The following is a 13,810-nucleotide window of genomic DNA, read 5'->3' on the forward strand; positions in this document are numbered from 1 at the left end:
CTTTGCGGCAAGGCTTCGCCGCATGACCGACGCCGCATATCCCGCCACGCGCCTCCGCCGCAGCCGAGCCCATGCCTGGAGCCGGGCGATGCACCGCGAAACCGTGCTGACTCCCGCCGACCTGATCTGGCCGCTTTTCGTTACCAGTGGTGCGGATGTGGAAGAGCCGGTCGACAGTCTCCCCGGGGTTTCGCGCTGGTCGATCGACGGTATTGCGAAGCGCGCGAAGGAAGCCGTGGAACTCGGCATTCCGTGTATAGCCTTGTTCCCCAATACTCCTCCGGAGAAGCGCAGCGAGAAGGGTGACGAGGCTTTCAACCCCGACAATCTGATGTGCCGCGCCATAAAGGCTGTACGCGACGCCTGCGGAAACGACATCGGCATCCTCACCGATGTCGCGCTCGATCCCTACACCAGCCATGGGCAGGATGGGTTGGTCGATGCGCAAGGCTATGTTCTCAATGATGAAACCGTCGCGGTCCTCGTCGACCAGGCGGTAAACCAGGCGGCGGCCGGCGCGGATATCATTGCCCCGTCGGACATGATGGATGGCCGCGTAAAAGCCATCCGCATGGCCTTGGAGATGGAGGGCCACCCCAATGTCCAGATCATGGCCTATTCCGCCAAATACGCTTCCGCCTTCTACGGCCCCTTCCGCGACGCCGTGGGTTCGGGAGGCCTGCTCAAGGGCGACAAGAAGAGCTATCAGATGGATCCCGCCAATGGTGATGAGGCCCTGCGAGAAATAGCACTCGATATCGCCGAGGGGGCCGATAGCGTGATGGTCAAGCCGGGGCTCGCCTATCTCGACGTGATCTGGCGCGCCAGGCAGCAATTCGGAGTGCCAGTCTTCGCCTATCAGGTGAGCGGCGAATATGCCCTGATCGAAGCAGGTGCGGCCGCTGGCGTGGCGGAGCGCGAGTCGCTGCTGATGGAAAAGCTGATCGCCTTCAAGCGCGCCGGATGCTCGGGCATCCTCACCTATCACGCGCCGGTTGCCGCGCGAGTCCTCAATGGCTGAATTTCGCTGCGAAACCGAACGGCTGATCCTGCGCCACTGGCGCGAAGAGGATTGGGACCCGTTCTGGCAGGCAACCAACACGCCTGCCGTCATGGAGTGGCTCGGCGGCATATGCGATGACGCCAAGCGTCAGGCAGTGCAGGAAAGAATCGCGTCCTATCAACGCGATTACGGACACACTTTCTGGGTGGTGGAACGCAAGGAAGATGGCCTCATCCTCGGCTTTTGCGGGCTCAAACGGTGCAACCAGCAGGGCGGTCCGCTTGGCGAAATGGAAGTCGGCTGGCGCTTGCGCGAAGATGCCTGGGGCCAGGGCTATGCCAAGGAGGCGGCGGTCGCCTCGCTCGAACTCGCCTTCGAACGTTTCGGGGCTGAGCGAGTAATTGCCCTGACGGTCCAGCCCAACATGGGAAGCTGGGGTCTCATGAAGCGGCTCGGCATGGAACGGCGCGAGGATCTCGATTTCGCCAACTCCGAATTCGGCGACGATACAATCATCGTCTATGCGATCGAGCGGGCAAAATGGCTGGGGCGTGATGGTTGACATTATCGCCGAAACCGATCGCCTGATCCTGCGCACCATCGACGAGGGTGACGCCGTGGAGCAGATGCGGCTGCTGAACACCCCCACGGTCATGGCTCGGCTTGGCGGACCGAAGGAATTGCACGAAATCGAAGCGAAGCACGCCAAGAGCATGCAGCTTTACGCGCAGCGCGGTTTCAGTTTCCTCTTCCTGATCGAAAAGGCCACCGGCGAAATGGTCGGCCATGCGGGGATAAAGCTGGTCGACAATCCCCACGCCCCGAATCAGGGAGAGCACGAGATCGGCTGGCTGGTGCGCGAAGACCGCTGGCGGCTTGGATACGCCGAAGAGGCGATCCGCGCTGTGATCGACTGGGCGTTCGGCCGTGTCGGAGCGCCCCATGTCGTGGCGCTCACCAGCAAGGCGAATGTGCCAAGCTGGAAGCTGATGGAAAAACTCGGCATGGTGCGCCGCGAAGACCTGGATTTCGAAGACCCGGACTATCCGCAGGAGGACAATCCGGTCATCCAGTACTCGCTCACGCAAGAGCAATGGGAGAGCCATTCATGACGAGCCGCCCCGGTGTGAACATCGTCCCCATCCACGGCAAGACGCCGAAAATCCACGAAAGCGCCTTCATCGCGCCCGGCTGCACCATCGTCGGCGATGTCACGATCGGTGCGGAAAGCTCCATCTGGTACAATTGCGTGCTGCGGGCCGACGTCAGCCGCATAGTGATTGGCGAGCGGACCAATGTTCAGGACGGTAGCGTACTCCACTGCGATCCGCCGCGCCCGGGCGATCCGGAAGGCAGCCCGCTCCTGATCGGAGACGATGTGTTGATCGGTCACATGGCGATGATCCACGGCTGCGTGATCCAGGATCGCGGCTTCGTCGGTCTCGGCGCAATCGCTATGAACAAGGCGGTGATCGGTAGTGACGCCATGCTGGCGGCGGGCGCCATGCTTACGGAAGGCAAGGTGATGGGCGAACGCGAGCTTTGGGGCGGCCGTCCAGCCCGCAAGATGCGCGATCTCGACGATGCCGCCGTAGCGGGCATGCGCATGGGTGTGGCCCATTACGCGGAAAACGCGAAGCACCACTCCGCAGCGGTGAACGAGGCGCTGGGCTGATCAGCCCGCGATCAGGGCACGCAGGGCTTCGATCCGGTCCGCTTCGTGCGGCGGTTTGTCCCAGCGTATCCGGTGAATACGCGGGAATCGCATGGCGAGGCCGGACTTGTGCCGCTTGCTCTCGTGAACGCTGTCGAATGCAACTTCGAAGACAAGGCTCTTGTCGGTTTCACGCACCGGGCCGAAGCGGTTGACCGTATTGCTCCGCACATGGCGGTCGAGTTTCTTCAATTCCTCATCGGTAAAGCCCGAATAGGCCTTGCCCACCGGCAGCAGGTCTGCACCCTGATCGGGATCGCCATCCCAGCAGCCGAAGGTGTAATCGGAAAAGAAGCTCGATCGTTTGCCGCTCCCCCGCTGTGCATACATCAGTACGCAATCGACCAGCAGCGGATCGCGCTTCCATTTGTACCAGTATCCGACGCGCCGCCCGGCGATATAGGGGCTGTCCCTGCGCTTGAGCATCAGCCCTTCGATGGCGTCATCGCGGCTGCCCTCGCGAATCTTCGAAAGATGTTCGAAATCAGTAGCTTCGACCACGGAGCTGATATCGAAATGCGAATCGGGAAGGCGTGACGCCAGCGCCTCGAGCTGTCCGCGCCGCTCGGTCCAAGGGCGGGGACGCATATCTTCCCCTTCGAGCAAGAGCACATCGTAAAGCCTTATGAATGCGGGATAATCATTCAGCATCTTATTCGAAACGGTCTTGCGTCCGAGCCGCTGCTGGAGCGCGTTGAAACTTGCTGCCCCGCCTGCCTCTCCGCCCTGGGTGTTGCCGCGTACCAGCAACTCGCCATCGACCACCGCATTCATGGGAAGAATGCCGAGAAATTCCGGAAAGGTCGCCGAAATATCGTCCCCGGACCGCGAAAACAGCCGCGTTTCACCGCCCGCGCGGACCAGTTGCACCCTGATCCCGTCCCATTTCCATTCCGCGGCGTAGTCGGCCAGATCGACCACTGCTTCTTCCAGCGGATGCGCCAGCATGAAGGGTCGGAAGGTAGGGAGATTCTCGATATCGGGCGGAGCATCGCCCCCGGCAGCCCAGGCGAAGAGTTCGGCATAGGGCGGTGCAAGGCCGTGCCAGTATTCCTCCACCTCATCCACCGAGACTTCGAAAGCCTGTGCGAAGGCAGTCTTGGCGAGCCGGGAGGAAACCCCGATCCGCATACCTCCCGTGGCGAACTTGAGCAGGGCGTAACGTCCGGAGGAATCGAGCCGGTCCAGCAGCTTAGGCAGTTCTGTTACGACCGTCTTGCGGTTCATTGCAGTGAGAATCTCCACCGCTTCGCTAACGGAAGGCGGGGCAGGCGGCGTATCCGGTGCGGGCCAGAGCAGGCTTGCCGTCTCGGCAGTGTCTCCCACGAAATCGCGGCTCAGCGTCCACAGCACCGGATCGACGCGTTCCTTGAGCAAGTTGCGGATTGTCGAGCTTTTAACCGCAGGAAAATCGAGCCCGTCCGATAGCGCCGCCAAGGCCCAGCCCCGGTCGGGATCGGGTGTTGCACGGAGATATTCGGAGATGAGCCGAAGCTTCTCGTTCCGGCTGCGCGTGTAGACCAGCGCATCGATCAGGGCGGCGAATTCTTCCACCGCTAGTCGTCCTCGTCTTCATAGCCGACAAGGGCCAGGGCCCGGGCACGGCGCTGGTGAAGCTGACACCAGCGCAGCAGCGCATCCTCGCGCCCGTGGGTGATCCAGTTCTCCTGCGCATCGACCTCCTTGATCGTGCGGGTCAACTCGCCCCAGTCGGCATGGTCGGAGATCACCAGCGGCAGCTCGACGTTACGCTGGCGGGCACGTTGCCGCACGCGCATCCACCCGCTCGCCATGGCGGTGACCGGATCGGGGAGACGCCGACTCCAGCGGTCGTTGAGCGCGCTTGGCGGGCAGATCACGATATGCCCGCGGATATCCTCCTTGGAATAGTCCATCACCAGACGCAGCTCGCCCAGGTCGACACCGTGCTCTTCGTAAAGGCGGCACATCTTCTCCATTGCGCCGTGGAGATAGATCGGCTGGGTGTGGCCCGCCGCGCGCAATTCGGCGATTACGCGCTGCGCCTTGCCCAGAGCATAAGCGCCGAGCAGAACGCACCGGTCTGGATGGGCGGCGAGCCGATCCAGCAGCTTCGTCATCTCCTCCTCGATCGGAGGGTGGCAAAATACCGGAAGGCCGAAGGTCGCCTCGGTGATAAAAATATCGCAGGCGGTCACTTCGAAGGGCGGGCAGGTGGGATCGGCGCGGCGCTTGTAATCACCGGTAACGATCACGCGCTCGCCAGCATGTTCGAGCAGGATCTGCGCGCTGCCGAGAACATGGCCCGCCGGAATATATGTCGCATCTACGCCGCCCTTGAGCCGGATTGTCTCGCCATATTCGACAGGCGTTGCGCCTGCGCGGGTATTGTAGCGCAGGTCCATGATCGCGAGAGTTGCGGATGTCGCGACCGTCCGGCCGTGGCCTCCGCGCGCATGATCGGCATGACCATGCGTCACCAGCGCCTGGCCCACGGCGCGGGAGGGATCGATCCAGCAATCGGCGGGCTCGATATAGATCCCATGCGGTTCGGGTTTGATCCAGGAGAAGGGCGCGGCCATTGCTATGTGAAGTGTAAAAGCCCGCCGTGCGTTCCCGCCATCTCGAAGGGACGTCTACTGTTTCTGTGCGCTGAACCGCTCGATCAAGCGCTTGATTGACAACTTCTGTCCAGACGCCAGCAGGCTAGCCCGGAAGAGGCGACCGAGGAATACCAGCTCCAGCGCAATGGCGGCCGCGAGCAGGATGCCGGTCCCGACCAGCACCCAGGTCTCGATTCCCATACCCAATCGAGCCAGTACAGCGAAGGGTGTCCATAGCGGCACCCAGGTAAGAACCTGTACAAGCAGCCCTTCCTTGCCTGCCAGAATGGCCTGCAACAGAAAGGTGATCGGGAGCAGGATCGCGAGCAATACCGGCATGAGGTAACCCTGCGCTTCGCTCATCGAATCCACCATTGCGCCGATCGCGACGAAAATGGCCGAAATCAGGATATATCCGGCGATGAAAAAATAGAGGATCGCAAGGATTATACCGGGTGAAGATACCGGCTCGAGCGCGGGCCGGATCATATCCGCGATCACGCCCTGCGTGGCGTAAGCTGCAATGCCGGCACAGCCTGCCCAGACGGCGATCATCAGCAGACCCACGCTGAGGCCGCCGAGGAGCTTGCCGTACATCAGCTCTTCGGGTCGGATGCAGGCGAGCAGTGATTCCAGGAGCTTGTTCGAGCGTTCTTCCACCGATCCCTGCAACATCCAGCTTCCAGAGAGCATCAGGCTCATCATCAGGATATAGGCGAGTGCCAGCGGGACTATCGAACGCACCAGCAGCGCCTCGCGCGCGCCGTCCCCCGGTGGCGGAGTGGTGACTTCGATCGCTGGAGCCGCCGCCTGGATCGCTGCGGCTTCCGCACTGGAAATTCCGCGTTCGGCAAGCAGGCGTGTGCGCAAGTCACCGGTAAGGGTTTCCTGCAGGGCAGTAACGAAGCTCGAGCGCGGCTGGTTGGCCGAATAGAGCCCGATCCTCGGATCGGCGGGATAATTCTCACCGACCCGCACGATCACTTCGGGCGCGTCCTCTGCGTCGCTGTCGAACAAGGTCTGCGCTGCGTCGGCGAAGGCTTCACCATCTTGGCCGATGAGTTCGTCCGGAACGGGAAGGAAGGTATATTCGCGAGCATCTGGTTCGAATTCGGGGACACCTTCGGGTCGCACCGCATCGATACTTTTCAGCGCAGCTTCGACTCCGCCAATAGCCCGGAATGCGTCGATATCGGCGGCGGTGTACCACCGGTCGTGCTGTGTCCAGGGTGCAGCCGGATCGGCGCTTTCGAGTTCGTAGCGCTGGACATAGCGAGACAGGCTACGAAGGACATCGCGGTCGTGATCTTCGGCAAAACGGGCTTCGAGCGCTGCAGCTGCTGCACCGCCGGAGCGATCCACCACCACCACCCGGGTCGGCTCGTTATCGTCGAGCGATTCCCCCAGGATAGGGCCGAGTGCAAGCGCGAGAGGCAGGATCAACAGCGTCAGCCAGAAGCTCTTCATTGCCAGAATCTGGCGAATCTCGCGGCGGGCAACGAGGAGAATATTGTTCATCATTGCTCCACGCCCTCACCGCCCACAAGCTCGACGAAGACATCGTGGAGACTCGCATGGCGTTCATCCCAGCGACGCAGACCTATGCCGTTCGCCGTGCAATGTTCTAGCACGCTTCCCGGCGCGACGCCCGGATCGAGCTTTACGTCCCATTCCTGCCAGCCATCGTAGGTCGTGCCATTAGGGCGGGCTGAGGCAACGCCTGGGATGGTGCTGGGATCATGTCTGGATACGGCGATAAGACTTACGGGCAATTGCGCGCGGGCTTGCTCCAGCGTGCCTTCGAAACGTTTACGTCCCTTGCGCAGCAAGAGCAGCCGGTCGCAAAGGCGTTCGGCGTGCTGCATGACATGAGTGGAAAATATTACGGCGGCACCGCGCTCGGATGCGCGAAGGATCTCGTTTTCGAGCAAACCCTGGTTGACCGGATCCAGCCCGGAAAACGGTTCATCGAGCATCAGCAACTCGGGATCGTTGACCAGCGAAGTGGCCAGTTGAACCTTTTGCGCCATCCCCTTCGACATGTCGCCGATGTCGCTCTTGGCCCGATCGGCCAGATCGAAGCGCTCAAGCAATTCCATCCCGCGCGACTTTGCCAGTCCGAAGTTCATTCCCTTGAGCCGGCCGAAGTAGACAATGGTATCGATCGCACTCATGCCCGAATAGAGACCGCGTTCTTCCGGCAGGAAGCCGATTGCACCCGCCTGCCGCCGATCAGGCGCACCGCCAAGAACGGATATGGTGCCCGAAGTCGGACGGATGATGTCGAGCACCATTCTCAGCGTCGTCGTCTTGCCCGCGCCGTTCCCGCCGAGAAAGCCGAAGATTTCGCCAGGTGCGACCGAAAAAGACAGATCGTCCACGGCCAGTATATCGTCGAAGCGTTTGACGAGATTGGATACTTCCAGAATTGCCATGAAATTCCCCGGCCCGGCAGAGCGTTGAAACTATGGCCTGATCTACAAGGGGGCAAGGCATAGACCGACGAGAATGCAAAAGGGGCCGACTTGCGTCGACCCCTCTCGAATTCTAGCCTCGCGAACTTCAGCTTTCACCTTCGCTTGCATCCTTGCCTTCGCTGGCGTCGGCCTCGGGCTTTTTCGGAGACACTTTCTTTTTTGACGCCGGCTTCTTCTTGGGCTTCGGTTTGGCCTTGGGAGGGGAAGGGGTGAGTTCGAAAGAAGGTTTTCCGTCCTTCATCGTCACCGCAACCTCACCCCCATCGGCCAGCTTGCCGAACAGCAATTCCTCGGCCAGCGGCTGTTTGATCTTTTCCTGGATGAGACGGCCCATCGGACGCGCACCATAGAGCCTGTCATAGCCTTTGTCGGCCAGCCAGGCGCGGCTTTCCTTGTCAAACTGGATGTCGACATTCTGTTCGGCCAGCTGCAATTCGAGCTGGAGGATGAACTTGTCGACCACCCGGGCGACGGTGGACTTTCCGAGATAGGCGAACGGCACGATCGCATCGAGACGGTTGCGGAACTCCGGCGTGAACATGCGCTTCACGGCTTCCTCGCTCGCATCTTCCTTCGACACGTCGCCGAAGCCGATACCCTGCTTGGCCATGTCGGACGCGCCGGCATTGGTGGTCATGATCAGCACCACGTTCCGAAAATCCACCGTTTTGCCGTGATGGTCGGTCAGACGTCCGTTATCCATTACCTGCAACAGGATGTTGAACAGGTCCGGATGCGCCTTTTCGATTTCGTCGAGCAGCAGCACGCAATGCGGGTTCTGGTCGATCGCATCGGTCAGCAAGCCGCCCTGATCGTATCCGACATAGCCGGGAGGCGCACCGATCAGGCGCGAGACGCTGTGGCGCTCCATATATTCGGACATGTCGAAGCGCTTGAGCTCGATCCCCATGATCGAGGCGAGCTGGCGGGCGACTTCGGTCTTGCCGACGCCGGTGGGCCCGCTGAACAGGAATGAGCCGATGGGTTTGTCCGGATCGCGAAGGCCAGCGCGGCTGAGCTTCATCGCGGTCGAAAGCTTGTCGACGGCGGCATCCTGTCCGAAAACGACATGCTTCAGGTCACGATCGAGATTCTGGAGTGCCTTCTTGTCGTCGCTCGACACCGATTTGGGCGGAATGCGCGCCATGGTGGCGATTACCGCTTCGATCTCCTTCGAGGTAATCTTCTTCTTGCGGCGGCTTGGCGGGACCAGCATCTGCATCGCGCCAACCTCATCGATCACGTCGATCGCTTTGTCTGGCAGCTTGCGGTCGTTGATATAGCGCGCCGACAGTTCGACCGCGGTTTTGAGCGCATCAGGCGTGTACTTGACCTTGTGATGCTCTTCGAAGGCGCTGCGCAGACCCTTCAGAATGGCAACCGTGTCCTCGATCGTCGGTTCGTTGACGTCGATTTTCTGGAAACGGCGCAGCAGGGCGCGGTCCTTCTCGAAGTGGTTGCGGAATTCCTTGTAGGTGGTCGATCCGATGCAGCGGATGCTGCCGGAAGAGAGCGCCGGCTTGAGCAGGTTCGAGGCGTCCATCGCCCCGCCGCTGGTCGCGCCTGCCCCGATCACCGTATGTATTTCATCGATGAAAAGAACGGCGTCGGGCATGCCTTCGAGTTCGTTCACGACCTGCTTGAGACGCTCCTCGAAATCGCCGCGATAACGCGTCCCGGCGAGCAGTGCACCCATATCCAGCGAGTAGATGACGGCGTCTTCGAGCACTTCGGGGACGTCGCCTTCGACAATCTTGCGCGCAAGGCCTTCCGCAATCGCGGTCTTTCCGACGCCCGGATCGCCGACATAAAGCGGGTTGTTCTTGGAGCGGCGGCACAGGATCTGCACAGTGCGATCCACCTCGGGTCCTCGACCGATCAAGGGATCGACCTTGCCGTCCTCCGCCTTCTGGTTGAGATTGACGGTAAACTGGTCGAGCGCGGTTTCCTTCTTGTCGCCCGGTTTGCCGCTTTCGGCACCCGGCTCGCTGGCCTGTTCTTCGTCCGCCCCTTGCGGCGGCTTGCTGTCGACCTGCTTTCCGCCCTTGCCAATGCCATGGCTGATGTAGCTCACAGCATCGAGACGGCTCATATCCTGCTGCTGCAGGAAATAGACAGCATAGCTGTCACGTTCCGAAAACAGCGCCACCAGCACATTGGCGCCGGTGACGGTATCCTTGCCGGATGACTGGACATGCAGGATGGCGCGCTGGATCACGCGCTGAAACCCCGCAGTTGGCTGCGGATCTGCCCCTTCCTCGCTCTTGAGCGACTGGTATTCCTGCTCGAGATACTGTTTTACGACCGCCGCCAGCTCATCGGTATCGACACCGCATGCAGCCATGACCTGTGCAGCGTCCTCGTCGCCGATCAGCGAAAGCAGCAGGTGTTCCAGCGTGGCGTATTCGTGACGCCGCTCGGCCGCATCAGTAAGCGCGGCGTGGAGGGTCTTTTCGAGGTTGGCGGCAAAACTGGGCATCAGGTTTCTGCTTTCCAAAGGACTCGCAGCATTGCGAAGTAGAGACAGGCTACCGTTCGAAGGTTAGCCAAAGCTGTATGTTCCGAAGATATGGTGGCGAAACGGCAGGTTTGAAGGTCCCGCACTGTTGCTACTCTTTTCGCCCGAACAGGGATTCGGCAGCGTCCCGATGTGCCACGGCCTTGAGGCGGTGCGATTCCACTCGGGCAATCTCGGTCTCGAGCAATTCGATCCGTTCCTGAAGCTCGTCCTGAGAATAGGGGCCGAGATCTTCGCTTGCGAGCTTGCTCGCTGCATCGCCTCTAAGCCTGGGACGATCATCGTCTTCCATGGGCAATACAATCCACCGCTCTCCGGTTGCTGTCAACAATTCCCCACGGTAATGCACCGTTCGATTGACTATGGCGTCAGGCTATAGGGGGGCACTTTTGGCAACTGACTTACCTTCGACCATGACTGCAATGGGTTATGATAATCCAGGCGGCCCCGATGTTTTCCGCCCGGAAGAACTCGCCGTGCCTGAGCCGGGCGAGGGTCAGGTCCTGATCGAAGTCAGCCATGCGGGGGTGAACCGGCCCGACGTGATCCAGCGGCAGGGCTTCTATCCCCCTCCGCCGGGTGCTTCGCCAATTCCCGGCCTCGAGGTATCCGGAAAGATAGTTGCCATCGGGCAGGGCGTCACGCCTGAAATGCTCAATCGCCGCGTCTGCGCGCTGGTCAGCGGGGGCGGCTATGCCGAATATTGCCTGGCCCATGCCGCACATTGCCTGTCGGTGCCGAGGCATATGGACATGGCAAGCGCCGCAGCAATCCCCGAAACGCTCTTCACGGTATGGCACAATGTCTTCGAGCGCGGCTGGGCGCGGGAAGGGGAGACGCTGCTCGTGCATGGCGGCACATCCGGCATCGGCACGATGGCAATCCAGCTTGCCAAGGCTTTCGATCTCAAGGTCGTAGCAACGGCCGGCTCGGACGAAAAATGCAACGCGGCACGTGAGTTCGGGGCGGACCTTGCGATCAATTACAAGAGCGGGGATTTCGTCGAGAAGGTCAACGCTTTCACGGACAACAAAGGGGCTGACGTCATCCTTGACATGGTGTCGGGCGATTACGTCCAGCGCAATCTCGATTGTCTTGCCGTCGATGGACGCCACGTAACCATCGCCGTGCTTGGTGGATTGAAGGCCGAAATCAACATGGCCAAGCTGATGAGCAAGCGGCAGACGCTTACCGGTTCGACCCTGCGGCCGCGTTCGGACGAATTCAAGGCTCTACTAGCCGACGAAATCCATGCCCACGCCTGGCCGTTGTTCGAGGACAGGACGATCGCGCCGATCATGGACGAGATCTTCCCGCTTGCTGAGGTCGCGGCCGCCCATACGCGTATGGAAGGCGGCGATCACATAGGCAAGATCGTGCTCGAAGTGCGTGCGGAGGAGTGACGCCAAACGGTAGCAAAGTCTTCGTTCCGTAAAGGAAACGAGAATCCCCTGTAACATTTCGCTGCCATGGATTTCCCGAATGTAGCTTCGGGGGATGAACCGTGACCGAACTGCCCAGAAACCTTTCCGACTTTACCAATGTCGCGGGCTTTCCGCCAATACAGCCATCGGTGCCGGAGCGTACAGTGGGTGAGCGGCGCAAATATCGCACTATCTGGATCAGCGATGTCCACTTGGGTACGAAGGGCTGCAATGCCGAACTGCTGATCGACTTTCTCGACCATACCGACAGCGAGACGATGTACCTCGTCGGCGATATCATCGACGGCTGGCGGCTCAAGAAGAAGTTCTACTGGCCGCCTGAGCACAACGACATCGTCTGGCGCATCCTGAAGCGGGCACGGCGCGGGACGCGGATCGTCTATATTCCGGGCAATCACGACGAGATGGTGCGGCCCTTCTCCGGCATGAACTTCGGCGGTGTCGAGATTCGCCGGGCCGCCTTCCACGATACGGCTGACGGGCGCCGGTTGATGGTGCTGCATGGCGATGAATTCGACACTATCATGCTTGCCCATCGCTGGCTCGCCTTCGTCGGCGACGCCCTATATCATGCCATGATGAGGTTGAACGGCTGGGTGGCCAGCGTGCGCAAGCTGCTCGGCCTTCCTTACTGGTCGATCAGCAAGGCGGCAAAACACAAGGTCAAGAACGCGGTCGAATTTATCTCGAAATATGAAGAGGTTGTTGCCCGTGCCGCCGGCGAGCGGGGCGTCGATGGCGTGGTGTGTGGCCACATCCATACCGCCGAAATTCGGGAGTTCATGCACGAAGGCAAATCGGTTTCCTATTACAACGATGGAGATTGGGTGGAGGGATGCAACGCTCTGGTCGAACATTTCGACGGCACGATGGAACTGCTCCACTGGCCCGAAGAGGTCGCTCGTCGCGAAATCTCGCCCGCTGGTGCAGAGCTGGAAGCCGCGTGAACTTGCCCCACGGGGGTACTGCTCCACTGCGTGCCGTCACGGAGGCGCCTCAGCGCATCGCAATAGTGACCGACGCATGGCTCCCGCAAATGAATGGTGTCGTGCGGACCCTTACGACAACCTGCGGCATGTTGCGCGAGCAAGGTCACGAGGTGATGGTGGTCTCGCCCGATCAGTTCGCCTCTATTCCATGCCCGACCTATCCCGAAATTCGGCTGGCATTAAGTCCGCCGGGCGCCATCGCCCGCAAACTCCGTGAATTTGGGCCGGGCGCGATCCACATTGCTACCGAAGGTCCGCTGGGGATGGCGGCACGGCGCTATTGCGCACGAAGCGGCATGCCGTTCACCACTGCCTATCACACGCAATTTCCCGAATATATTGCCCGTCGCACACATCTGCCTGCACGCTGGTTCTGGCGCTATATCGAATGGTTCCACGCACCGGCTCGGCGAGTATTGGTCGCGACCGAAAGCATTCGGGAGGAATTGCGTCGCCATGGCCTCGGCAAGCTACACCACTGGACGCGCGGAGTGGATCTCGCCTGTTTCGATCCCGGAGCGCCGCCGCCGCCCGAATTCGAGGACATGCCGCGCCCGATCCAGCTATATGTCGGGCGCGTTTCGGTCGAAAAGAATATAGAGGCCTTCCTAGAAGCCCGGCATCCGGGTACCAAGGTCGTGGTCGGTGACGGCCCGGCGCTGGAGCGGTTATGCCGTCGTTATCCCGAAGTGCACTTCCTTGGTCGCAAGTCGGGGCGCGAGCTGGCAGGATATTACGCCGGGGCCGATGTTTTCGTTTTCCCGAGCCGGACGGATACCTTCGGTCTCGTGATGATCGAGGCACTTGCCTGTGGCACGCCCGTGGCGGCCTATCCCGTTGCGGGACCGCGGGATATCGTTACCGACGAAGTCGGAGCATTGTCAGAGGACCTAGACCGGGCGATCGATGCCGCGCTCTATTGCGACTCCGTAACCTGTTCAGGCTATGGCGCGCAGTTCAGCTGGGAGGCGGCAACGGCCCAATTTCTCTCCGGACTCGCAGCGCTCGATGGAGAAGTACTCCCGGTTTGATCCTTGCCGCAGCGTGAAAATGTCTCTGGCTCCAAGCTGCTTGCCGAATCC

Annotated in this window: 13 protein-coding genes; 7 read left to right on the forward strand and 6 right to left on the reverse strand. The window is 60.8% G+C overall.

Annotated elements, in window-relative coordinates:
• Positions 1 to 22: 22 nt before the first annotated feature.
• The 4 genes from hemB to AC13CE_RS08000 are packed head-to-tail and all read left to right on the forward strand — an operon-like array spanning position 23 to position 2,678.
• Positions 23 to 1,021 carry a porphobilinogen synthase gene (gene hemB / locus AC13CE_RS07985; RefSeq protein ID WP_482972082.1) on the forward strand — a complete coding sequence of 333 codons (999 nt, stop codon included), beginning with the start codon at positions 23 to 25 and terminating at the stop codon, positions 1,019 to 1,021.
• Positions 1,014 to 1,565 (forward strand): GNAT family N-acetyltransferase, encoded by a 552-nt coding sequence (locus AC13CE_RS07990; RefSeq protein ID WP_482972083.1) that lies wholly within the window; start codon positions 1,014 to 1,016, stop codon positions 1,563 to 1,565. The genes hemB and AC13CE_RS07990 overlap by 8 nt, the downstream gene beginning before the upstream one ends.
• The gene (locus AC13CE_RS07995) at positions 1,558 to 2,115 is read left to right on the forward strand and encodes a GNAT family N-acetyltransferase (RefSeq protein ID WP_482972084.1); all 558 of its coding nucleotides are present in this window, start codon (positions 1,558 to 1,560) and stop codon (positions 2,113 to 2,115) included. Before AC13CE_RS07990 ends, AC13CE_RS07995 begins: the two co-directional genes overlap by 8 nt.
• Positions 2,112 to 2,678: a gamma carbonic anhydrase family protein gene (locus AC13CE_RS08000; protein ID WP_482972085.1), complete on the forward strand. Its 567-nt coding sequence runs from the start codon at positions 2,112 to 2,114 to the stop codon at positions 2,676 to 2,678. The genes AC13CE_RS07995 and AC13CE_RS08000 overlap by 4 nt, the downstream gene beginning before the upstream one ends.
• Here the strand turns inward: AC13CE_RS08000 and AC13CE_RS08005 are convergent, their stop codons facing one another.
• The 6 genes from AC13CE_RS08005 to AC13CE_RS08030 form a co-directional block, all read right to left on the reverse strand.
• A complete protein-coding gene (locus AC13CE_RS08005; RefSeq protein WP_482972086.1) occupies positions 2,679 to 4,271 on the reverse strand; it encodes a cisplatin damage response ATP-dependent DNA ligase in 1,593 nt (530 codons plus the stop codon).
• A gap of 2 nt (positions 4,272 to 4,273) precedes the next feature.
• Positions 4,274 to 5,278 (reverse strand): ligase-associated DNA damage response exonuclease, encoded by a 1,005-nt coding sequence (locus tag AC13CE_RS08010; RefSeq protein WP_482972087.1) that lies wholly within the window; start codon positions 5,276 to 5,278, stop codon positions 4,274 to 4,276.
• 54 nt (positions 5,279 to 5,332) lie between these two features.
• Positions 5,333 to 6,820, reverse strand: coding sequence for an ABC transporter permease (locus AC13CE_RS08015; RefSeq protein ID WP_482972088.1), 1,488 nt, complete (start codon positions 6,818 to 6,820; stop codon positions 5,333 to 5,335).
• Complete coding sequence (locus AC13CE_RS08020) at positions 6,817 to 7,734, reverse strand: ABC transporter ATP-binding protein (RefSeq protein ID WP_482972089.1); 918 nt, start codon at positions 7,732 to 7,734, stop codon at positions 6,817 to 6,819. Before AC13CE_RS08020 ends, AC13CE_RS08015 begins: the two co-directional genes overlap by 4 nt.
• A 127-nt stretch (positions 7,735 to 7,861) precedes the next feature.
• On the reverse strand, positions 7,862 to 10,255 hold the full coding sequence (clpA, locus tag AC13CE_RS08025; protein ID WP_482972090.1) for an ATP-dependent Clp protease ATP-binding subunit ClpA: 2,394 nt from the start codon (positions 10,253 to 10,255) through the stop codon (positions 7,862 to 7,864).
• Positions 10,256 to 10,385: 130 nt separating this feature from the next.
• Positions 10,386 to 10,586, reverse strand: a complete 201-nt coding sequence (locus AC13CE_RS08030) for a DUF1192 domain-containing protein (RefSeq protein ID WP_482972091.1) — start codon at positions 10,584 to 10,586, stop codon at positions 10,386 to 10,388.
• Between the two features lie 130 nt (positions 10,587 to 10,716).
• On the opposite strand from AC13CE_RS08030, the gene AC13CE_RS08035 reads away from it, so the two are divergent.
• The 3 genes from AC13CE_RS08035 to AC13CE_RS08045 all read left to right on the forward strand — a co-directional run bounded on the left by AC13CE_RS08035 (position 10,717) and on the right by AC13CE_RS08045 (position 13,759).
• Positions 10,717 to 11,697 carry an NAD(P)H-quinone oxidoreductase gene (locus AC13CE_RS08035; RefSeq protein ID WP_482972092.1) on the forward strand — a complete coding sequence of 327 codons (981 nt, stop codon included), beginning with the start codon at positions 10,717 to 10,719 and terminating at the stop codon, positions 11,695 to 11,697.
• Positions 11,698 to 11,798: 101 nt separating this feature from the next.
• Positions 11,799 to 12,686, forward strand: coding sequence for a UDP-2,3-diacylglucosamine diphosphatase (locus tag AC13CE_RS08040; RefSeq protein ID WP_482972093.1), 888 nt, complete (start codon positions 11,799 to 11,801; stop codon positions 12,684 to 12,686).
• A gap of 89 nt (positions 12,687 to 12,775) precedes the next feature.
• Complete coding sequence (locus AC13CE_RS08045) at positions 12,776 to 13,759, forward strand: glycosyltransferase family 4 protein (RefSeq protein WP_482972136.1); 984 nt, start codon at positions 12,776 to 12,778, stop codon at positions 13,757 to 13,759.
• The last annotated feature ends 51 nt before the right edge of the window (positions 13,760 to 13,810 follow it).

Source organism: Qipengyuania sp. B-5, from assembly GCF_056857815.1.

What these genes read in the sequence shown, in the direction of transcription:
- hemB (WP_482972082.1), top strand. Translation starts at nt 23, where the DNA reads ATGACCGACGCCGCATATCCCGCCACGCGCCTCCGCCGCAGCCGAGCC.
- AC13CE_RS07990 (WP_482972083.1), top strand. Translation starts at nt 1,014, where the DNA reads ATGGCTGAATTTCGCTGCGAAACCGAACGGCTGATCCTGCGCCACTGG.
- AC13CE_RS07995 (WP_482972084.1), top strand. Translation starts at nt 1,558, where the DNA reads ATGGTTGACATTATCGCCGAAACCGATCGCCTGATCCTGCGCACCATC.
- AC13CE_RS08000 (WP_482972085.1), top strand. Translation starts at nt 2,112, where the DNA reads ATGACGAGCCGCCCCGGTGTGAACATCGTCCCCATCCACGGCAAGACG.
- AC13CE_RS08010 (WP_482972087.1), bottom strand. Translation starts at nt 5,278, where the DNA reads ATGGCCGCGCCCTTCTCCTGGATCAAACCCGAACCGCATGGGATCTAT.
- AC13CE_RS08015 (WP_482972088.1), bottom strand. Translation starts at nt 6,820, where the DNA reads ATGATGAACAATATTCTCCTCGTTGCCCGCCGCGAGATTCGCCAGATT.
- AC13CE_RS08020 (WP_482972089.1), bottom strand. Translation starts at nt 7,734, where the DNA reads ATGGCAATTCTGGAAGTATCCAATCTCGTCAAACGCTTCGACGATATA.
- clpA (WP_482972090.1), bottom strand. Translation starts at nt 10,255, where the DNA reads ATGCCCAGTTTTGCCGCCAACCTCGAAAAGACCCTCCACGCCGCGCTT.
- AC13CE_RS08030 (WP_482972091.1), bottom strand. Translation starts at nt 10,586, where the DNA reads ATGGAAGACGATGATCGTCCCAGGCTTAGAGGCGATGCAGCGAGCAAG.
- AC13CE_RS08035 (WP_482972092.1), top strand. Translation starts at nt 10,717, where the DNA reads ATGGGTTATGATAATCCAGGCGGCCCCGATGTTTTCCGCCCGGAAGAA.
- AC13CE_RS08045 (WP_482972136.1), top strand. Translation starts at nt 12,776, where the DNA reads ATGAATGGTGTCGTGCGGACCCTTACGACAACCTGCGGCATGTTGCGC.